This is a genomic window from Paraburkholderia phytofirmans PsJN, assembly GCF_000020125.1.
In the GTDB taxonomy this organism is placed as follows: Bacteria; Pseudomonadota; Gammaproteobacteria; order Burkholderiales; family Burkholderiaceae; genus Paraburkholderia; species Paraburkholderia phytofirmans.
Window position 1 is genome coordinate 2323574 of the sequence record NC_010681.1, and the last position, 20060, is coordinate 2343633.

Below are 20060 nucleotides of genomic sequence, written 5' to 3' on the forward strand. Positions count from 1 at the left end.
GGCGCGGGCAGTTCGCAGTAACCGTGTTCAGCTAAACCGCCGCTTCGCGATAATTTCTGAACTTCGACGCCTGTCCGATCCCCGGATTGAAGCAGTTGCAAGGATCCAGTTGCCGATAGAACGCTGCAAGCTGCGGCTTCGCGTGGTAAAGATGGCCGACGTTATGTTCCGCCGGATATTCCGCGCCGCGGCGGTCCAGCAGTGTCCACATTTTATGTTCGACCTCAAGGCAATCGTTGCCCTTCCTGACGATGTAGTCCTGGTGGAACACATGGCACAGGAAATGGCCGTAGTACAGCTTGATGGCAATCGTTTCCTCGATCTCGGGCGGCAGCGTCTCGATCCAGTCGCGATCGTTGCGGCGTAATGCGATGTCGAGTGCGACGATATTCTCGACCTCGCGGGCATGCACGGCACGATAGCGAACCGCGGCGCCGGCGGCAGCGAAGCGATGCAGGAACGCTTTTCTGCCCTCTTCATCGGTGCATTCGAAATAAGCACCCGTGGCGCTCGCAAAGTACCCAGAGAGGAACGCACGGGTTTCGCCGACGCTTTCGGCTGCAACCTTCAGCATCAGGTGATGCTCGTATTTGTCGCGATACTGTTTCATCCGAGCCGGCAAATGGCTCGGGAACAGGCGGCTCGCGGCCTGCATGACGCGATCCGTGAAATGGGAAGGGAGAAAGCCGAGACGATCGAACAGCGCATCGCAGCGGCTCTTCAATCCGAACAGCGCGGGCAGGCGCGACGTGCCAAGATAATTGATCGCCAGAAAGGTGTCCTTGCCGTACTCTTCGGCGACGTCGAAAGCATCCCGATGAAGATATTCGCCCGAGATCGGCAAGAATTTGAAGTCGTGCAGCGCATGGCGGCGGATATCGGTGAGCTCGTCAGGTTGGTTCGTGCCGATATAAAACACCTTGGCGTTCCGTTCGATCGGGAACGTGTCGAGTCTCACTGCAAAAACCATCAACTTGCCAGCCGAGCCCGATGCTTCATAAAGACGCTGCGGGTCGGCGTTAAAACGCGCCGGCGTATCGGCATCGACCTCACGCACATGGCTTGCGTAACCGTGGTCCGATCCGGCGCCCGCGTCGTGCTGGACATCGGAATCCGAGAACTCACCGCGTTCGAGCCGGCCAAGCATATCTTCGGGCGTTTCGCCGAGCCGGATCCCGAGATGGTTGACGAACTGCAGCTTGCCCGTTTTGTCGATCTGCGCAAACGCCGCCATTTCCGTATACGCCGGGCCGCGCTGCACCAGCGCACCACCCGAGTTGTTGCAGACACCGCCGAATACCGATGCGCCGATGCAACTTGAGCCAATCACCGAATGCGGTTCCCGGCCAAGCGGCTTCAGTGTCCTTTCCAATTGGTCGAGCGTCGCGCCGGGCAGGCAGACGACCTGCTTGCCGCCGTCGATCACGAACACCTTCTTCATGCGGCTCGTGCTGACGATCACGATGTCACGATCGTAGTCGTCGCCGTCCGGCGTCGAGCCGCCCGTGAGGCCCGTGTTCGATGCCTGCGTGATCACGATCACGTTCGCCGCGACGCATGCCTGCAGCACTTTCCATTGCTCGACGATCGTACCGGGGCGCACCACCGCGAGCGCCTTGCCTGCGCCAAAGCGAAAGCCGGTCCGAAAGCGGCGGGTCGCGGCGTCATCGGTCAGCGTGTGTTTCCCGCCGACGATGCCGCGTAGCTCCGCGATCAAGTTGTGGGCTACGTTGGGGCGGGCAGTGACTAACGGTGTGTGCGCTGCTGACATCGGATTTTCCTCGTGAGGTGTCGATGCGCGCCGCGACTTTGTCCAGCGTTGTCGGCTGCGTCCTTTGCGCGCATCGGATTGACACGAAGGTTAAAATCAGTCCTGTCATTAGTCCAATATCTTGAAGACGCTATTTGGAGACGAAAAACATATGGAATTTCGCCAACTGCGTTACTTCCTCGCCGTCGCCGAACACCTTCACTTCACCGACGCGGCAACTCATCTGGGCATCGCCCAGCCGCCTTTAAGCCAGCAGATACTGAAGCTCGAGCGGGAAATCGGCACCCCGCTGTTCCTCCGCCATCCACGCCGCGTCGAGCTGACCGAGGCGGGACGGCTCTTTCGCGAACGTGCGCAACGCATCGTGGATGACGCGCAGCAGGCATTCGTCGAAGTGCAGAACGCGGGACGAGGCGAGACCGGGCGCCTATCGCTCGGCTTCGCGGGTTCGACGGTGTTTCATCCGGCGGTCGCGATGACGATGCAGCGCTATCGGCATGCGTACGAGCGCGTCGCGATCAGTTGCGAGGAGAGCAACAGTTCGCTGCTGCTGGATAAAGTCGCCGACCGGCAGCTCGATGCCGCGCTGGTGCGCATGCCGCTGAACTGCCGGGATTTGATAGTCGAACCATTGGTCGACGAAGACATGTTGGCGGTGTTGCCGGCAAACCATCGCTTGAACCGGCGACGGCGCGTCGATCTGGCCGACCTTGCAGACGATCCGTTCATCCTCTTTCCGCGCCCCATCGGCCCGGATTTGTACGACTCGATTATCGGCGCCTGCCGTGAAGCCGGCTTCGCGCCCTCGATCGGCATGGAGTCGCCGCAGATCTCGTCGGCGGCGAATCTCGTGGCGGCGGGCTTCGGCGTCGCGGTGGTGCCCGCGTCGATCCGGCAGATCCAGGTCGAAAGCGTGTCGTATCACGGACTACGGGGCAATCCGCTGTCTACGGGCATCGCGTTGATCCATCGGCAGCGCGAGAAGTCGCCGACTGTACTGAACTTCGTGAGGATTTTTCGCCAGCAACGGACCGCCTCCCGCAAGGAATGAGGTTCAACTCGTAATCCTAACCATCATGATGCCGATTCAATTGACTCGCGTGCCTCCGAGCTAGCGTTCTCCCCATCCGGCAACCTGACTAGCGCGCTGGATGCGCGCCGCCAGGCGCCGGCTGTCGCACGACCAGAACCGGGATTGAACTATGCGTCAGGACCTTTTGGGTTTCGCTGCCGAGCAGGAACGCCCGCATACCGCTTCGACCGTGCGACGCCATGACGATGAGATCGCAGCTCTGTTGCGCTGCAACGCTGATAATCGCTTCATAAGGATGGGCGCGACTTTCAGAGACCGTATTGCACTCCACGCCAGCCTGCGCGGCCGCGTTTTTGATGACACGGAGATAGTCCTCCGCGCGCTGTCGCGCCGTCTGAATGATGCGGTCCTCGTTGTCGGCAATCATCTCCGTGCCATACGCGAGGACATGAAACTCCGGAATGACATGGAGGCCAGTGACTTTGGCTCCGCTTTCCGCGGCGAGCGTTACCGTCATCTGAATGGCGGCCTCGGAAAGCGTCGAGCCGTCGGTCGGCACCAGCAGATGTTTGAACATATGTTTCTCCCCCGCGACCTGGTCCGGCTCGCGTCGAAATCCTGCCCGGCGCCTCTCTCGCTTGAACCCGGTGAACCTGAATCAGAGGCGGCCTCTTTGAGTATAGTCACCCAAGCCTCGCAGGCAGTGCTGTGCGTGAGCGAAAACAAGGCGCTCCCGCGCCTCTTTATCGGTCTTCCGTCAGCCCTTTCAGATAAGCGTCACCGGCGTCCTGAGCCGCGGCGCGCATGGCGAACCTGTCGTCCGAAACCATCGACCGTTTGACCTTTTTTGCTCCGAAATCGACCAGCGTAATCACCCAGACAAACTCGCCGGCCTGCTCGGCCGTTTGAACGAATGCGCGTACGTCTTCACTGTCGTTTGTTTTTGCGTTCATTGTGATCTCCTGAAAAAGAGTCGCGGAAAGCGACCGGATCACCTTCCGGATGAGGGCCTGTTTTATGGAAGCTTGCCGATAATCGCGCTGCATTCGTCTTTTGTGAACGCGCGCAGCGTTTGCGTCCGGACATTGCCTGCCGATCCTAGCGCGTAGCCGAATGCAGCGAAGCTTTGATCATCTGGTGCGTCGATGACCGTGACGATGTCGTATTTGCCCACCGTCCAGAAGATCTCTTTCATTTCACAGCCGAAGGACCTGGCCAACTCCGCCGCCTGACCGGCCCGCTGCGGACTGTTCTTGATGTTGCGTATGCCCTGATCCGTGAATTGTGCAAGAACTACATAGGTCGCCATGACGATTCTCCTGACGATTAGTACGAATCGCGTTGTCTACGCGCAAGCCCGATCGCGAACGCGGCTGCGACCGGGTTGCCCGAGGGCGTTCTGCGCGTAACCTGATTCTATGCAATGGAATTGCCTGCGACTGGCTGTTTGGCTCGATGTGCAATGGAGCGGCGGACAGAATCACTCCCGCAACAGTGGCGTGCCGTCCACTCAATGCAACGAATGCTGCACGTCGACCGGCGACTTGCCGCGTTCGCTTTCCTGTACGGCTGCGCCCGGCTTCACTGTGCCGTCGGGCTGCGGAACTTCCACCGGTTTGACTTCGACGGGAACGACGCCGTCTTTCTTCAACCCGAGCTTGTCCGCGGTCTTAGGTGACAGGTCGACAATTCGATCCTTGACATAGGGGCCACGGTCCCTGATTTCGACCACCTCGCTGTTACCGTTTTTTAGATTCGTGACCCGGGCCTTGGTGCCAAGCGGTAGCGTCTTGCTCGCGGCGGCATTGGATTGCGGATTCATCGGCGTACCGTCGGCCATTTCTTTTTTATAGAACTCCCGACCATAGTACGAAGCCTTGCCCTTGCGCGACTTGCCGGAGCGATCGAGATGGCGTGGGGCCGGCGTCGCGCTTGCCGGGCCGGTATCGGCGGATGCCGACGGTTGCGCCGCAAGCGCCGTGCTGAGGAAGCACGACGAGACCACAAATAGAAGCGTTTGAAGTGAGCATCCTCGCGCGCGTCGCAAACGAACGTGGTCGGCATCGTCGCGGAGTCGATTCTGTGTGGTATGAAGATTGTTTTTCATTTGCCACTCCTTGCCAGCTTGTTGAGGCCGCGGGCACTTCGTTCAATGAGCGACACCTAAATTACCGGTGCATTCGGGATGCTAAATAAGCCTCGCGCGCCAAGTTGAGTGATGCCTGTCCGTTCGTTAAACGAGCCGCTTGGCGAGTCCACGCGCGGCTGCGCCGCCTGCGTCACACGATTGCATCCACTGTAAACCTGCGGCAATCATCGTCCACGCTCAAACATCTGTTGATTGCCTCGCGTCCCGCGGATGACCCATGCCTGTGTCACAAGCAATTTCGTCGCCACGTCTGTTACCCAGTAATCTGAACGAGCTGATCACCACGCCCAACATTTTTCGCAACATGGCGCATATCGACGACGATGAGATCCCTCTGAACCGGCTCGGCCAATCGCATATGCCCAAAACCGCAGCGGCTGTCGCGTTCGCGAAGACGCTGATAGAGACGCGCGGCAGGTCACCGAAACCGATCTGCACGCCGTGCGCGAAGCTGGTTTCAGCGACGCGAACATTGTCGAAATCGCCGCGTTCGCCGCGCAATTCATGCTGACCAACTTCGTCAATAATGGGTTCGATACCGAGGTGGATTTACCGGTCGTCGAAACCAAAGTCGCGTAACGACAGCGTGCTGCCACGCGCCTGGACGACGGGACCGATCATGTGCCGAGTGCATGCAACTACTGGTGAAATACGCTCGGCCCTTTCAGCATGGAGTGAAGCATGAGCCGTGAAATCATTCGGGTCGAACTGCTTTCGAGCTGGCTAGAACGCCGTTCGATCCCACCACCGGCGAAGTGCTGGACGCGCCGATCGAACTGCAGGCGCAACGCGTGCTGGAACCACTGAAGCTGTGCATCGAGACGGCGGGTTCATCGCTCGATCAGGTGCTCAAATGCAACGTGTATTGCACGTCGGTTGAAGCGTTTCCGGCCGTCAACGCGATCTATGCGCGCTTCTTCGGAAGGAACCCGCCTGCGAGGATTTTCGTCAATGTGCCGGCGTGGCCAGGGCGCTTCGACATCGAGATCGATTGCGTCGCGGCAATCGATAGCAGCCGCGCCTAAGTGTCTCGATGATGCCGGTCACAGCGTCATTCGTTGCCGCGCTTTGAAACAGGAAAGGGAATGCATGAGCGGCAAAAAGCCGGCGCTTTTTCGCGCCGGCTTCAACCATACCGCTATCAGTCGATCTGCTGGATGCCGGCAAGCCGCCACGCCTGGTCGCCCTGTGTCTGCTTGACCAGGTTCCAGATTTCCTGGAACGGCTGCGCGGTCTGTGCATCGTCTTCCCGGATCTGACCGTAAAAGCGCACGCTGACCAGCGTCTCGTCCGCGTTGCTTTGGGTACTAAGCACTTCGGCATCGAGTTGCGGCACTTCCGTATGGCTCGGTTCGCGGCCTCGCGTTTCCAGGTCCTGCTTGAGACGCGCGAACATCTCCGGCGTTGTCAACTCGAACAGGTCACCCTGCTCGTTGCGATCCCATGCTCCTTGAAGCCGCATGAACATCGCCTTCGCCGTTACGAGATATGCAGCCTGATCCGGCCCGGACGAAAGCTCGGGCGCCTTCACGGTGTCCGCCCCCGCGGCCGATCCCATCGCGGCACGCGGCCAGCCGCGAAAATTCGTCGTTTCAGGCCGCGCTTGCCCCATCTGATTCAGAAATGGCGTGCCGCCGTTTTGCTGCCGGTTCGCGGCGCCGTTCCCATAAGCGAGATCCGGACGACGCCGATTGGCGATAAAGCGGAACAGCATCACGCCCGCGAAAATCACCGCGCCGATCAGCAACGCATTGGACATCAATTGCGCGAGTCCCTCGCCGAGGCCAAACGAAGACAACAACGCCGCAATGCCGAGTCCGGCGGCGAGCCCCGCGAGCGGGCCCATCCAGCGATTACCCGCCGCGGCAGCCGGCGTCTGTGCGGCCTGCTGCGCCGGTTGAGCTTGCTGGCGCTGTGCCGGCCCGGACGGCGACGCCGTTTGCGACTGTCTGCCGATGCTTTGGCTCCCGCCCACGCGCTTCGCTTCGGCATCGTTCGAAGCCACGGCGCCGAGAGCAAGGAGCCCCGCAAGACCGAGCGCTGCCGTCCCGCGCGTCACCGCACCGGCAGCACGTCGAAGTTGATTGATGATTTGCGTGTACATAAAAAGCCTCTTTGGTAAGTCAGGGGACCGCCCGCTTCGCGCGCTCTCTTCATCGCGCCGAATACATTACGAACGGTAATTTTTCTCAGGTGGCAAAACCGGCTGGTGAGTGCGTTTGAAAGCCACGCTGACCAACCTGAACAGTGTTGCCATGGATGTAATGCTCCAATTGCCGGATTGTGTCTTCCTGCTCGGCAATCAGGTTCTTGATCAGATCGCCGATCGACACCATGCCGATCACCTGTCCTTCCGTAATGACAGGCAAATAGCGAATCCGGTATTCCGTCATGAGCGCCATGCATTCCTCGGTGGTCTGCCCCGGGCCGACATAGCGCACAGTCGTCGACATGATGTCGCGCACCGGCGTATTCCTTGATGAGCGGTGCATGAGCGCGATCTTGCGCGCGTAGTCGCGCTCCGTGACGATGCCGGCCACGCGCCCCTCATGGACGACGATGAGCGCGCCCACGCGCCGGTGAGCCATGATCGCGACCGCGTCGTAAACCGAAGTGGATGCCTGGGTCGACCATACTGTCTGGGACGCTTTTGAACGCAGGAACTGTGCAACCGATGCCATCTGCCACCTCCGTCAGCTACCGTTAGCCGCCCCGCATGAACCCTTGGGCGAAACCTCAATCTACCTGAACGTGGAATAACGTAAAATGCGTATTTTTTATAGCGATACTTCGAGAAAACCGTAGCATTGCGTAATCTGTGGAGCAATCGTGAACTTTAAGCATCTGCATTACTTCTGGGTCGCGGCGCACGCGGGCGGCATCGTTCGGGCGGGCGAGCAGTTGCATATCTCGCCGCAAACGCTGAGCGGCCAGATCAAACTGCTCGAAGAAGCGCTGGATAAGAAGCTGTTCAGGAAAAGCGGCCGCACGCTCGAACTGACCGACGCGGGCCGCCTCGCGCTCGATTACGCCGACGAAATATTCTCGCTGGGTTCGGAGCTCGAAAGCGCCGTGCGGCGCGAGAACGAAGCGGGCCCGCAGACGCGGTTTCGCGTCGGCATCGCGGATTCGGTGCCGAAGGCGATCGCATACAGGCTGCTGGAGCCGGCGCTAAGCCCGTCCGTCTCGGTGCGCATGATCTGTCACGAGGGCAAGCTGCATGCACTGCTCGCGCAACTTGCCCTGCACCGCCTCGACCTGATCATCGCGGATGCTCCCATTCCCGCCGACGTCAATGTCAAGGCATTCAATCACCGGCTCGGCCGTTCCACACTCAGTTGTTTCGGCGCGCCAGCGCTGATCCAGAGCGGCAAGAAACGCTTCCCGTTGTCGCTCGGTCAGTTGCCGGTGCTGCTGCCCGGCACGGAATCGGCGGTGCGCCGCAAGCTGGACCATTGGCTGGCGTCCCATGCCATTTCGCCGCGCATCGTTGGCGAATTCGACGACGGCGCGATGACCATGGCGTTCGCTCGCGAAGGCCGCGGTTTGCTGTTCGCGCCGACCGTGCTGGAAAGCCAGCTACAGGCCGAGCACAAACTCGCGACGGTCGGGCAGATCAATTCCATCGTCGAGGAATTCTTTGCGATTTCGATCGAGCGCCGCATCAGCCATCCGGCTGTCGCGATGATTCTGGACGCGGCGCGCAGCGAGCTGTTCAACGTCTAGCGGAGCATGCTTGCGGAGATGCCATTACAATCCAGCACTTCGATCGGACAACCTTGATTCGCGCCATGAAATATCTCCTCGCATCGACACTCGTGGCGCTCGTCGCGGCCGCAAGCACGGCCGCAACCGCGCAGACATCCGGGAACAGCGATACACCCAGATTGCAATGCGCGATTGGGTATGTCACGGGTATCGGCGGGTCGGCGCAGAGCTTTCGCGAATATCTCGCGACACCGGAAAGAGACCGATATCGCCTCCTCGCGGACAACCCGATTCAATGCAAGGTATCCGACGAGGCTCGTGCGTCCGGCTGTACCGGACTCACGAGCCTGCGGCATGAAAAGGTCAGCGTGTACGACGATATCGACAATGAGACGATGTCCGTCGTCGCGCGCGTGGAACTCGAACACGGAACGTATCCGGTCATCATCTCCGTGCGAAGACAGGACGTGAAGTGCGAGGAGTAAGTGCACTCACGCCCCGCTCGGCAGTGAATCAGGCTCGACGCCTCGCGAGAAATTCTGAAATTTTGCCAAGCCCCGTTTCGAGCACGTCGCGGTTGTTGGCGTACCCGAGGCGCACATAACCTTCCATGTCGAGCGCACTGCCCGGTGTCAGCATCACGCCGGTTTGTTCGATCAGTTCAGTGCAGAATTCGAGCGACGACATCGGCAGGTCGTACTTCAGCAGCGCCGTGGTTCCGGACTTGGGCTTGATATAAGACATCGCCGGTTCTTTGGCGATCCATGCGTCGACGATCGCCAGATTAGTGCGCACGATATCTTGGTTGCGCGCCAGAATCGCCGCACGGTTTTCCAGCGCAATGGAAGCAAAATGATCGTCGATCATGCCGACGCTGATCGTGTTGTAGTCACGATGAATCGCCACGGCGCGAATCAGATCCTTCGGGCCGGCGATCCAGCCGAGCCGCAAACCCGCGAGCGAGTACGTTTTGGACATGCTGCCAGTACTAATGCCGCGCTCGTACAGATCCGCAATCGAAGCGGTATAACCGCTGCCTTCCTGATCCGTGCCGCGATACACCTCGTCGCATAGCACATACGCTCCGCACGAACGCGCAATTTCGCCGACCTCGGCGAGGAACGCCTCGTCCATCAGGGAACCGGTGGGATTGTTGGGATTGTTGATCGCGATGAGCCGCGTTTTGTCATTGACGAGACTGCGCAATTCGGCGAGATCCGGCAGAAACCGGTTCTCTTCACGCAGCTTCAGAATCCGCACGTCGGCGCCGTAGCTCTCGGGAATCGAATAGTGCTGCTGGTAGGTCGGTAGAACCGAGATCACCGTGTCGTCAGGCTCGACCAGGGTTTCGTACACCAGCGCGTTGCCGCCGATGGCGCCGTGCGTCACGATCAGGTTTTCCGGCGACTGGCGCGCGTACATGGCCGAGATCGCTTCGCGCAAGCGGACCGATCCCTCGATCGCGCCGTAGGTCAGCTTGAGCCCGCGGAGTTCGTCGAGAATGCTGTCCTGTTTGTTCGCGAGCGTCAGCAACTGATCGACCGTCAGCGATTCCACGCAGGTTTCCGCCAGGTTGTAAGTACACTGGTTTTCGTACAGGTCCATCCAGCGTTCGACGCCGAAGTCCTTGATCTTCATCTCACTCTCCTTTGTTATTCAATCAGACGATCCGTTGTAGAACATCTAGCGGAACCGCTCGGGACGAAATGGACGCGCATCCACAAAAGGCTCGGCGCCCGTCATCATCTCCGCCAGCAAACGCCCCGTCACCGGACCGAGCGTCAAGCCATGATGGTTGTGGCCAAACGCGAACCAGAGCCCCCGATGGCGCGGCGCGGGCCCGATGACCGGGCGCATGTCGGGCGTGCACGGCCGCAAGCCGAGCCATGGATGTTCGTCGAGCCGCGCGCCGAGACCGAATGTCGGTCTGGCAGTACGCTCCGCCCGCTCCAGTTGCACGCCTGTCGGCGCCGCCTCGCGCCGGGCTATTTCGACGCCTGTCGTGAGCCGCAAGCGGCCTTGCATCGGCGCCACCACGTAACCCTGCTGCGAGTCGACGAGCGGCGTCGACAGCATGGGTTGTGTGGGTTGGTAGTGCATGTGATAGCCGCGTTTCGCACGCAGTGGAATGCGATATCCGAGCGGCGCGAATACCCGATCCGACCACGGGCCCAGCGCGACGACGACCTCTTTCGCGCTGATCCTGCCCGACGAAGTCTGCACGGTCCACGCGCCGCCTTCCGCCTTCAGCGTGGTCGCGTCGCCGGTCAACAGCGCGCCGCCGCTCTCCTCGAACAGCCGTGCATAACCTTGCGTCAACGCGCCGGGGTTGACGATGCTCTTCGGATCCTGCCAATGCAACGCTCCGCAAAATCCCTCTGCGACGCCGGGCTCACGCGCGGCCAGCGCTGCCGCGTCGAGCGTCGTCACACGCAACCCATAAGTATTTGCCGTAACTTCGGCCGCCGCGGATTGCCGCGAGAATTCCGCCGGCGTGCGAAACGCCTCGATCCAGCCTTTGTCGCTCGCTAGCTGTTCGAGACCGGCGCGCGCGATCAGCACATCGTGCTCTGCCACGCTGTGCCGCATCAGAGGCAGCATATCGTGCGCCGCGGCCATCAGCCGTTCGGGTGACGACTCCCACCAGAAGCGCGCGAGCCAACCGGCAAAAGACGGCAGCGCGCGATAGTCCCAGTAAAGGTCGGTCGAGCGATTGCGCGCATAACGCAGCAGCGTGCCGAGATTGCGCGGAAAAGCGTACGGAACGACGGACGAACTTTCGATCAGCCCGGCGTTGCCGAAACTGGTCTCTTCACCCGGACCACGCCGGTCGACCAGCGCCACCCGGCGGCCGCGATCCTGCAAGTGCAGCGCGGACGACACGCCGACGATTCCCGCACCCAGCACGATGACATCGAAATCCATACACTCGCTCTGCTTTCCCTGGCGGGACCGGAAGCATGCATGCGACAGCACGCACACAGGTCCGGTGCGAATCCGTTCGCACCGGTTCGACAATGCCTTATTTGGCGATGATGTCGCGTTTGAAGTACTTCTGCGAAAGCGCGCTGAGCGTGCCGTCTTTCTTCAGCGCGTCGAGTGCGGCATCGATTTTCCCGGCCAGTGCGCGGTCGCCCTTGCGCAGGCCGAAGCCGGTGCCTTCGCCGAGCGTCGCCGGATCGCTGAGCGGCTGGCCGGCAATCGCGTAGTCGTGGCCCGCGGGCTTGTTCAGGAAACCGTCCTGAACAGTCTGCGCTTCCTGAACGGCGGCATCGAGGCGACCGGCCACGAGGTCGGCGTACACCTGATCCTGGTCGGCATAAGAGACGATCGACACGCCGGCATTCGCCCAATGGCGCTTCAGAAAGTCTTCCTGCGACGACGCCTGCAGCACGCCCACGCGTTTGCCCTGCAGACTCTTCACGTCAGGCAGCAAACCCGAACTACGCTTCGCGACCATCACGATCGGCACGACATAAATGGGCCGCGTGAAAGCGATCGTCTGCTTGCGCTTGTCGGTGATGTTCATGGCCGAATTGATCGCGTCGAACTTGCGGGCCTGCAAGGCGGGAATCAGCCCGTCGAATGCATTCTCGACCCACTCGCATTTCACGCCCATCTTCGCGCAGACGGCGTTGCCGACGTCGACGTCGAAGCCCTCCAGTTGCCCCGTCGGCGACTTGCTTTCGAACGGCGGGTACGCGGCTTCGATGCCGAAACGCAAGGTGTTTTGAGTCTCCGCGCTGACGGTGCCGACCGAACCGAGCAACGCAGCAGCGACGAAAACGGAAAGTGAAAGCTTCTGAAGCATGGTGGCTCCCTGTGTGGTGAGGGCATCGCGAATTGAAGGCACGGACGACGGCTGACTGCAAAGCTTCGAGACGGCGCGGATTGCACCGGAGCGATCCGGACTCACGCGCTCTCTGGATCAACAGTCTATTCTGGACTCCGGCAAAAGCAAGCAATTTTCAAAATAAAAGTCCAGATTGGACATTTTGACTTTAGAATCGCTTCTACGCCGCAGGCCGGCAACGTTGTGGAGAGCAGTTCAATGAGCAAGACAGACAAAGCCGTTCCGTTGATCGTCGATGAGGAAACCGTTCGCAACGCCCTGCCTCATCTCGACGTGCGCGAGGCGTTGACGCAGATGTTTCGCGCGCTTGGCAACGACGCCGCCGTGCAGCCGCCGCAAACGCTCACGCCATTTCCAGGCGGCGCTGGGGACTTCATTACGTATCTCGGCGCGATGGCGAGCGCCAAGGTATTCGGCGCGAAACTGTCGCCGTATATCGTTACGCCCAGCAGGCCGGTCATTACCGCGTGGACCGCGCTGATGTCGATGGAAACGGGACAGCCGTTGATGTGGTGCGATGCCGGCCTGCTTACGGTCGAACGCACGGCCGGCGCAACGGCGCTTGCCGTCGAACACCTCGCCGCGCCCAATGCGCAAACGCTTGCGATCATCGGTTCGGGCGCGGTAGGTCAGGCGCATCTGCGGCACCTGGCGTCAGTCCGCCCTTGGCATTCGATTCAGGTGTTTTCACCCGACCTCAAGGACAACGCGGCGAAGCGCGCCACGCTTATGGCGCTCGACGAGCGCGTCGCCGTTTGCACCGCACTCGAAGATTGCGTGCGCGATGCCGATGTAGTCGCCTTGTGTACTTCATCGGGCACGCCCGTGCTGCTCGAAGGCATGCTCGGCAAGCCGGCGCTCATTACGTCGATCAGCACCAACGCCACGAACGCACACGAAATTCCACCCTCGTGGATTCCCGCCATGGACGTCTATTGCGATTACCGGCAGACCACGCCGGCCAGCGCGGGAGAAATGAAATTGGCCGCCGAGCGACACGGCTGGTCCGCGGAAAACGTGGTGGCCGATTTGCCGGAGCTGGTGTCGGGCGTCGCGCAAAAGCCGTCCTATCGGCAACACGCTTTTTTCCGCTCGATCGGACTGGGACTCGAAGACGTGGCCATCGCGTTCGAACTTTTCAGGCATCTGACGCGGCGGGATGCATGACGGTGCGCGCGGCTGGATCGAGGTCCCGCCCATGGCAGAATGGCGGATAACACACGGACCCGCAGCACCATGACGCAAGACGCTGCGGACTTTCCGAACACCGGAACTTCATCCCTCCCTATGCGAAAGACCAAGACCACGGCCGCCCGCCGGCTGCTTCTGGATCGATACAGCCGTGTCGCCGACGGCATCGCGCTGCTGTTTTTCCCGTACGTCGAAATCGTCATTCATGACTTGCAAAGCCAGACGGTTGCTTACATAGCCAACAACCTGTCCAAGCGCGAGCTCGGCGACGAGTCGGCGCTGGAAGAAATGGACCATACGGCCGAGTCCGGCACCGTCGGCCCCTATGAAAAAATCAACTGGGACGGCAGGCGGATGCGCTGCGTCAGCACGGTCCTGTTCGACGACGCCGAGACCGCCATCGGCGTGATGTGCGTGAACTACAACATCGCGGTATTCGAGGACGTGAAGCACGTGATCGACCGCGTCATTTCCGGCGCCGGCGTGGTGAAGCAACCCGAGGAACTCTTCAAGGACGACTGGCAGGAGCGCATCAACACGTTCCTTCACGCCTGGCTGCAGGAGCGTCAACTGGCGCTGAACTCCCTGACTCGCGACCATCGCCGCGAACTGGTCGAAGCGCTGTGGGCCGAGGGCGCGTTCAAAGGCAAAAGCGCCGCGAATTACGTGGCGAACGTACTCGGAATGGGGCGCGCCACCGTCTATCAACACATCAGGGATTTGCGAGGCGCGGCGGCCTGACCGGCGAGCCCACGTTTATTAAAGAAACATGATTGGGACGCCGTTATCCGGGTAACGCAACATCAACCGCCAGGCGCGTTTTTGCCGTCGCACCAGATACCCATTCGTGCCTTGCCCTTACACGCAATCTACCCCGCCTGCTGCCGATCCGGCGGCAGCGCCGCAAGCTTTCATCAGCCTCCCGCCGGACAGCGCCGCACGGCTCGCAACACATTGCGATGCAATCCGCAAATGCGCCGTTGCGACGATTAATTTGGAAAAGGGCAAGATCGGCAACAAGCCGTCATACTCTGTCTCTTCTTGCGGCGGACGGTCCCGGCAACGCATCCGGATGTCTTCACCGGAAACGCGAACCATGCATGACCGTCCGCTCCGTCCTTTCGACGGCAATTTCCGCGTAGCGCCACGCGCGGTTCAAGTGGAGCGTGCTTTGCAATGAGTTACCCCCCTGTCGTTCCGTTTGCCCACGACAAGGCTGATTCGGGCGCCTTCGTGGGCGGCGCCCCGGCGTTTCGCCAACTGGTCCGGATGATCGACCGGGTCGCCCCGACCGATCATCCTTTGCTCATCTTCGGCCCGACGGGTTCGGGTAAGGAACTGGTCGCGCGCCGGGTGCATGCGCACAGCCAGCGCCAGGATCAGCCGTTCGTCGACGTCAACTGCGGCGCGATTCCCGAGAACCTCGTCGAAGCCGAACTGTTCGGGCATGTGAAAGGCGCGTTCACCGGCGCGGCCGAAAACCGCCAGGGACTTTTTCAGCAGGTCGGCAAGGGCACGCTGCTGCTCGATGAAATCGGCGAACTGCCGCTCGCGTTGCAACCGAAACTGTTGCGCGTGCTTGAAACGCGGACCTTCCGTCCGATCGGCTCGTCCACCAGCCTGCATTTCGCGGGGCGCGTCGTCGCCGCGACCCATCGCGACCTGCGCGAACTCGCGCGTGAAGGGCTATTCCGCGAAGATCTGTTCTACCGTCTCGCGGTGTTCGTGCTCGCCGTCCCCGGACTCGAGCAGCGCATCGAGGACATCCCGGCGCTCGTCACCCACTTCGCAGCGCAGCACGCGCGCCGTCTCGAGTTTTCGCCGGCCGCCATCCGGCGGCTTTGCCAGCATTCGTGGCCGGGCCATATCCGGCAATTGCGCAATCTGATCAGCCAGTTGAGCGTGCTCGCCGAAAACACGCTGATCGATGTCGACTCGCTCGAGCCGTTTCTTGCCAACGAAACCAGCGGTCCGGTGTCGCGCGCGAGTCTCGCCGACATGCTGTTGCAACTCGAAGGCCGCGACAAGCTCGCCGCCGCCGAAGACCTGCTGATCGACCGCGCGCTCGAGCGCACCAGCGGCAACAAGAGCGCGGCCGCCAGCATGCTCGGCGTGGGGCGCAAGACCATCGAGCGGCGGCTGAAGTCGCGCGAGGAACATCACCGGGAAGCGCGCAAGTGTCTCGAACACGCGAGCGCGCTGATCGAGGAGTCGAAGTTCGCGGAAGCGATTCCATTGTTGCGCCGCTGCCTCGATCTGCTGCAGACGCCTCACGAACAGGAAGCCGTGCGCCGTCTGCAGTTCGACGCCTACCGGCTGCTCGGCATGAGCTTGCGCAGCGTGCACGGCTGGCTTTATGCGGAGGCCACCGCCTGCTACGCCGCCGCGCTGATGGTGGGCGAAGGCGTCTGCGAGCCCGCCGAGATCGCCGCGATCCAGTTCGGCATCTGGACCACGCAACTGACGACGCTCCAACTCAAGCAGGCGCGCGGCACCGCGCAGAACATGCTGGAGCGCGCACAGAACGGCGGCGACCGGGTCTCGCTCGACGAAGCCCACGTCGCGATGACCAACACCCTCTTCTGGCTCGGCGACAGCGAGGAAGCGCTGGCCTGTCTCGCGCGCGGCAACCTGCTCGGCGTGGGGCGCAACGACATCCGTACCGGCTCGCAAGGAATCGATCTTGCCAGCCTCGCGTTGACTTTCGAAGGTCTGGCCGCGTATCAGATCGGCGCTTTCGGGCAGGCGCGGCGCGCCATGGAAATGTTGATCCTGCGCGCGTCCGAACCGGGTGCGCACGCGCTCGCTCATGCCGTCAACCTGCAGGGCGCCGCCTGGCTCGCCTGCCTGTTCGACGACGTGGACCGGCTCGGCCATCTCGCGAGCGAACTCGAATCGGTGTCGATCGCGAACGGCTTCGCGTTCTATCGCGGCGTCGGCCAGGTGCTGCGCGCCTGCCACCTCAGCGCGCTCGGCCATTCCGACGAAGCGGAAACCGTCATGCTCGACGGCTACGACAACCATGTCGTGTGCAACGGCGGTGCGCTGTTCTATTCGTTCAAGACATGGCAGCACGGCGAACTGCTGCTGCGCGCCGGCCGCGCGAAGATCTGCGAGGCGATTCTCGCCACCGCGATCGACGAGACCCTCGCCCGCCAGGAGCGCGTCTATCTGGGCGAACTGCTGGTCACCCGGGCGCGCGCGCAATGGGCGCTCGGTGACGTGAACGCCGCCGAACTCGGTCTGCGCACCGCGCTGTCCACCGCGCTCGCGTTCGGTTCGGTGCCCGCGCGTGTGGACGCCGCGCGCTATCTCGCCGATCTGCTGCGCTCCACCGGCCGCGGCGCCGAAGCCATCGACACACTCGAGCGCGGCTTGCGCTCGCTGACCACGGATCCGACGACTCGCGTCACCAGCGCCGCGAATCTGCTTGCCGAACTTCAGCTGGATGCGTCTTTCAACCTCGACAGTAAAGGACTCGCAAATGGCATATGAATTACGCCGGAAAGATCTGGAACCGCTGCTATTGGGGGCAGCGTTCTTCGGTAGCGGCGGCGGCGGCACGATCGAATCCGCGCGGCATCTCGCCGAGCATTTCGTGACCGGTGACTATTACCCCACCGACACGGTCAAGGTCGTGTCGGTCGACGAGGCCACCGAAGGCGCGGCCGTCATGGTCGCCTACCTCGGCGCGCCCGAAGCGATCAACTCCGCGACCTATCCGCTCGGCCCCGTGACGGCCGTGCAGAACGTTCAGGCCCGGCTCGCCTCGCAATCGACGAAGCTCGCCTACGTGATGCCGCCGGAAAGCGGCGCGCTGGGCTTCACGGTGGCGGCGCTGGTGGCGGCGAAGCTCGGCCTCGCGGTGATCGACGCCGACGGCGCCGGCCGCGCCGTGCCCTCGCTGCCGATGCTCACCTTCGCGGCCGCCGAGATCGATCCGCGCCCGGCGTTTCTGGTGAGCCAGGGCGGCCTGTGCGTCGAGCTCGACGTCACGCCGCGCAACAGCAACCAGGGCGGCCCGACCCATCAACGCGACGTGTCGGCGATCGTCGAGCAGATGATGCGTCCGGTCGTCGCCGATCCCGAGTTCGGCCAGTTCGGCGGCCTCGCGATGTGGGTGATGAAGCCGGCGGAGATCCGTCGCGCCACACCGATTCATGGCACCTTGACGCGCGCGCTGGAACTCGGGCGCGCGTTGCAAGCCGGCCGGATCGGCAGCGCGCAGCAGATGATCGGCTATCTCGCCGAGCATTGCGGAATCGCCGCGCGCGCCATCTCGGAGCCCGGCGAACTGGTTTCGGCCGAGGTCGATACGAGCGGCGGCTTCGACGTCGGCAAGGTGCATATTCAGGCCGGCCAGCGGACCTATACGGTGCTGTATCAGAACGAGTCGCTGCTCGCGTGGGACAGCGCCAATCCGCAGCCGATCGTGTTGTCGCCGGATAGCGTTGCGTATTTCGTCGGCGGCGAAGGTCAGGCGATTTTCAGCAACGGCGACCTGCTCCAGGACGACGGCTCGTTGAACCCGGTGATCGGCAAGCGCCCCGTGACGCTGATCGCATGGCGTGCCGAAGCCGAGTTGCGCAAGCCCGGCCTGATTCTCGACAGCTTCATGCAGCTGCTGAACACGCTCGGCTATCTCGGGCCCTATGTGCCGCTTGAAACGCTCCACGCCGCACGCAAGGGAGAGGCAGCATGAGCACGCCTTCGAACTCGCCTATCCGCATCTGCGTGCTCGTGCCCGTCGCTACGTCGGCCTACAACGACCGCATCATGAAGGCCATCGCGCCGGTCTTGCCGTCGGACGTGCAGGTCGAGATCCGCAACATCACCACGGGGCATCCCGACATCGAGAACCGCACGAACTGGCTGCAGAACGGCATGCCGGTGGTCGAACTCGCGCAGGCGATCGCCAACGACGGCTTCGACGGCATCTGGCTGACCGACTTCGACATGTGCGGCGTCGAGGCCGCGCGCGAAGTGATCGATATCCCGATCATCGGCGGTTTTCCCGCTGCGGCCTTCACCGCGCTTGCGCTCAGCCAGCGCTTCTCGATCATCACGATCCTGCAAAGTACGCTGGCGATGCAGCGCGGTCATCCGCAGACCTACGGCATCCAGGACAACTTCGCGTCGATCCGCGCGATCGATTGCCCGGTCTCGCAGCTCGACAATGTCGACGTGGTGGTCGTTCGCACCTTCGAGGCGGCACTGAAGGCGATCAAGGACGACGGCGCGCAGGCCATTCTGCTCGGCTGCACGGGTTTCGTGGACGTCGCGAGCCGCGTCTCCACGCTGCTCACCGAGGCGCTCGGCGCGTATGTGCCGGTGATCGATCCGAATCAGGCCGGCTTCAGCTTCCTCGTCTCGCTCGTGCGGATGAAGGTCCGTCCCAGCCGGTTGACGTATAGCAAGGTCAGTCTGCAGTCGTAACCCGGGTGATTTTCTCGTCGTGCTCGTCCGGCGCGGCACTATGCCCGCGCAGGATCCCTCCGTTTTCCCGGTCTCTCCCTGTCTCCCATCGCTTTCGTCCCCATGTGGACGAAAGCGCCCTCTCATCACGCTCAATATGGTCAACTGGACGAAATCGTCCAATCTTGATGCCACACATGGACGAGACTGACCAATCGCCGGTTTGGAAGTCGCCGGCACTCCCGCCTGAACGCGGTTTTCGGGCTTGGCACGGTCGTTGCTAAAATATTGAGACAAAATGTCGCCTGAACAAGCAACCTGGACCGGCGGCATCCGGAACATGCAGCAAATCCGTCCGACAAGCCGGGGGAGCCTGAGAGACCAACAAGATCACGCGCTGCAAAGCGTTCGACACACCCACGTCCGGCGACCTGCAGACTGCAACTGAATCGCCGACGTAGCCGAACTCTGGCCTCTCTGTATTTACCGAGACCATTCGGTTAGTGATCCGAACCATAGTTGACGCGCCGATCGAGTCCAACGACGCCTTGTCGTTGGCAACAGACCGAGAGAGGGCTGTGCTGTTGTTGTAGTGGTGACTGTCGTGTGTCGACGCATCGCGACCGAATGCTTCCACAGAGAAGATCGTCGCAATGCGTGACCGCGAAATGGCGGACTCCGCCTGGCTATGTACCAGGCGAGCAGCCACGGGGTGCGGCCGTCGTTGCCTTCCCTTGCGGGGACAAGCAGCGGCGGCTTGCTCTTTTTTATCAGGCTGCGTCACGCGCGGCGCATTGACCCATCCTTTGCGGGACTTTCGAATCATCGGCCGGCGGCGTTGCACGGCCGGCCATCCCGACAGATTTTTTCTGGATCGTCAGACCAGCGGCCTTTTGCATTGCATGACCACGCAGATCCACTGCGTGAACGGAATCTGCTT

The 20060-nt window shown here is 61.8% G+C and carries 20 protein-coding genes; 10 read left to right on the top strand and 10 right to left on the bottom strand.

Annotation, left to right across the window (positions count from 1 at the left end):
- Positions 1 to 31: 31 nt before the first annotated feature.
- A complete protein-coding gene (gene dld / locus BPHYT_RS10205; RefSeq protein WP_012433061.1) occupies positions 32 to 1771 on the bottom strand; it encodes a D-lactate dehydrogenase in 1740 nt (579 codons plus the stop codon).
- Between the two features lie 151 nt (positions 1772 to 1922).
- Between dld and BPHYT_RS10210 the strand changes: the two genes are divergently transcribed.
- Positions 1923 to 2822 carry a LysR family transcriptional regulator gene (locus BPHYT_RS10210; RefSeq protein WP_012433062.1) on the top strand — a complete coding sequence of 300 codons (900 nt, stop codon included), beginning with the start codon at positions 1923 to 1925 and terminating at the stop codon, positions 2820 to 2822.
- An 88-nt stretch (positions 2823 to 2910) separates the two neighbouring features.
- On the opposite strand, the gene BPHYT_RS10215 is transcribed toward BPHYT_RS10210, so the two are convergent.
- The 4 genes from BPHYT_RS10215 to BPHYT_RS10230 all read right to left on the bottom strand — a co-directional run bounded on the left by BPHYT_RS10215 (position 2911) and on the right by BPHYT_RS10230 (position 4911).
- Positions 2911 to 3381 (bottom strand): universal stress protein, encoded by a 471-nt coding sequence (locus BPHYT_RS10215; RefSeq protein ID WP_012433063.1) that lies wholly within the window; start codon positions 3379 to 3381, stop codon positions 2911 to 2913.
- Positions 3382 to 3547: 166 nt separating this feature from the next.
- Positions 3548 to 3757, bottom strand: a complete 210-nt coding sequence (locus BPHYT_RS10220; RefSeq protein ID WP_012433064.1) for a hypothetical protein — start codon at positions 3755 to 3757, stop codon at positions 3548 to 3550.
- Between the two features lie 62 nt (positions 3758 to 3819).
- Complete coding sequence (locus tag BPHYT_RS10225) at positions 3820 to 4113, bottom strand: GYD domain-containing protein (RefSeq protein ID WP_012433065.1); 294 nt, start codon at positions 4111 to 4113, stop codon at positions 3820 to 3822.
- A gap of 201 nt (positions 4114 to 4314) precedes the next feature.
- Positions 4315 to 4911: a septal ring lytic transglycosylase RlpA family protein gene (locus BPHYT_RS10230; protein ID WP_012433066.1), complete on the bottom strand. Its 597-nt coding sequence runs from the start codon at positions 4909 to 4911 to the stop codon at positions 4315 to 4317.
- 483 nt (positions 4912 to 5394) lie between these two features.
- On the opposite strand from BPHYT_RS10230, the gene BPHYT_RS38625 reads away from it, so the two are divergent.
- Complete coding sequence (locus tag BPHYT_RS38625; RefSeq protein ID WP_167315746.1) at positions 5395 to 5532, top strand: carboxymuconolactone decarboxylase family protein; 138 nt, start codon at positions 5395 to 5397, stop codon at positions 5530 to 5532.
- Between the two features lie 176 nt (positions 5533 to 5708).
- The gene (locus BPHYT_RS10240; protein ID WP_238535582.1) at positions 5709 to 5978 is read left to right on the top strand and encodes a RidA family protein; all 270 of its coding nucleotides are present in this window, start codon (positions 5709 to 5711) and stop codon (positions 5976 to 5978) included.
- A gap of 116 nt (positions 5979 to 6094) precedes the next feature.
- Here BPHYT_RS10240 and BPHYT_RS10245 read toward each other — a convergent pair whose 3' ends face one another.
- Both BPHYT_RS10245 and BPHYT_RS10250 read right to left on the bottom strand, forming a co-directional pair.
- Positions 6095 to 7057: a Tim44 domain-containing protein gene (locus tag BPHYT_RS10245; RefSeq protein WP_012433067.1), complete on the bottom strand. Its 963-nt coding sequence runs from the start codon at positions 7055 to 7057 to the stop codon at positions 6095 to 6097.
- Positions 7058 to 7142: 85 nt separating this feature from the next.
- Entirely contained in the window at positions 7143 to 7634 is a 492-nt protein-coding gene (locus BPHYT_RS10250; RefSeq protein ID WP_012433068.1) for a CBS domain-containing protein, read from the bottom strand.
- A 148-nt stretch (positions 7635 to 7782) separates the two neighbouring features.
- Between BPHYT_RS10250 and nhaR the strand changes: the two genes are divergently transcribed.
- Both nhaR and BPHYT_RS10260 read left to right on the top strand, forming a co-directional pair.
- Positions 7783 to 8679, top strand: coding sequence for a transcriptional activator NhaR (gene nhaR / locus BPHYT_RS10255; protein ID WP_012433069.1), 897 nt, complete (start codon positions 7783 to 7785; stop codon positions 8677 to 8679).
- Positions 8680 to 8744: 65 nt separating this feature from the next.
- The gene (locus tag BPHYT_RS10260; protein WP_012433070.1) at positions 8745 to 9146 is read left to right on the top strand and encodes a hypothetical protein; all 402 of its coding nucleotides are present in this window, start codon (positions 8745 to 8747) and stop codon (positions 9144 to 9146) included.
- A 28-nt stretch (positions 9147 to 9174) separates the two neighbouring features.
- On the opposite strand, the gene BPHYT_RS10265 is transcribed toward BPHYT_RS10260, so the two are convergent.
- From BPHYT_RS10265 to BPHYT_RS10275, 3 genes are all read right to left on the bottom strand, one after another.
- Positions 9175 to 10299, bottom strand: coding sequence for an aminotransferase (locus BPHYT_RS10265; protein ID WP_012433071.1), 1125 nt, complete (start codon positions 10297 to 10299; stop codon positions 9175 to 9177).
- 45 nt (positions 10300 to 10344) lie between these two features.
- Positions 10345 to 11586 carry an NAD(P)/FAD-dependent oxidoreductase gene (locus BPHYT_RS10270; protein WP_012433072.1) on the bottom strand — a complete coding sequence of 414 codons (1242 nt, stop codon included), beginning with the start codon at positions 11584 to 11586 and terminating at the stop codon, positions 10345 to 10347.
- Positions 11587 to 11683: 97 nt separating this feature from the next.
- The gene (locus tag BPHYT_RS10275) at positions 11684 to 12472 is read right to left on the bottom strand and encodes an ABC transporter substrate-binding protein (protein ID WP_012433073.1); all 789 of its coding nucleotides are present in this window, start codon (positions 12470 to 12472) and stop codon (positions 11684 to 11686) included.
- 240 nt (positions 12473 to 12712) lie between these two features.
- Between BPHYT_RS10275 and BPHYT_RS10280 the strand changes: the two genes are divergently transcribed.
- The 5 genes from BPHYT_RS10280 to BPHYT_RS10300 all read left to right on the top strand — a co-directional run bounded on the left by BPHYT_RS10280 (position 12713) and on the right by BPHYT_RS10300 (position 19141).
- Positions 12713 to 13681, top strand: coding sequence for an ornithine cyclodeaminase family protein (locus BPHYT_RS10280; RefSeq protein ID WP_012433074.1), 969 nt, complete (start codon positions 12713 to 12715; stop codon positions 13679 to 13681).
- A 120-nt stretch (positions 13682 to 13801) separates the two neighbouring features.
- A complete protein-coding gene (locus BPHYT_RS10285; RefSeq protein ID WP_041758422.1) occupies positions 13802 to 14446 on the top strand; it encodes a helix-turn-helix transcriptional regulator in 645 nt (214 codons plus the stop codon).
- Positions 14447 to 14881: 435 nt separating this feature from the next.
- A complete protein-coding gene (locus BPHYT_RS10290; RefSeq protein ID WP_012433076.1) occupies positions 14882 to 17200 on the top strand; it encodes a sigma-54 interaction domain-containing protein in 2319 nt (772 codons plus the stop codon).
- A complete protein-coding gene (locus BPHYT_RS10295) occupies positions 17190 to 18407 on the top strand; it encodes a DUF917 domain-containing protein (protein WP_012433077.1) in 1218 nt (405 codons plus the stop codon). The genes BPHYT_RS10290 and BPHYT_RS10295 overlap by 11 nt, the downstream gene beginning before the upstream one ends.
- Positions 18404 to 19141, top strand: a complete 738-nt coding sequence (locus tag BPHYT_RS10300) for an aspartate/glutamate racemase family protein (RefSeq protein WP_012433078.1) — start codon at positions 18404 to 18406, stop codon at positions 19139 to 19141. Before BPHYT_RS10295 ends, BPHYT_RS10300 begins: the two co-directional genes overlap by 4 nt.
- Positions 19142 to 20060: the final 919 nt, after the last annotated feature.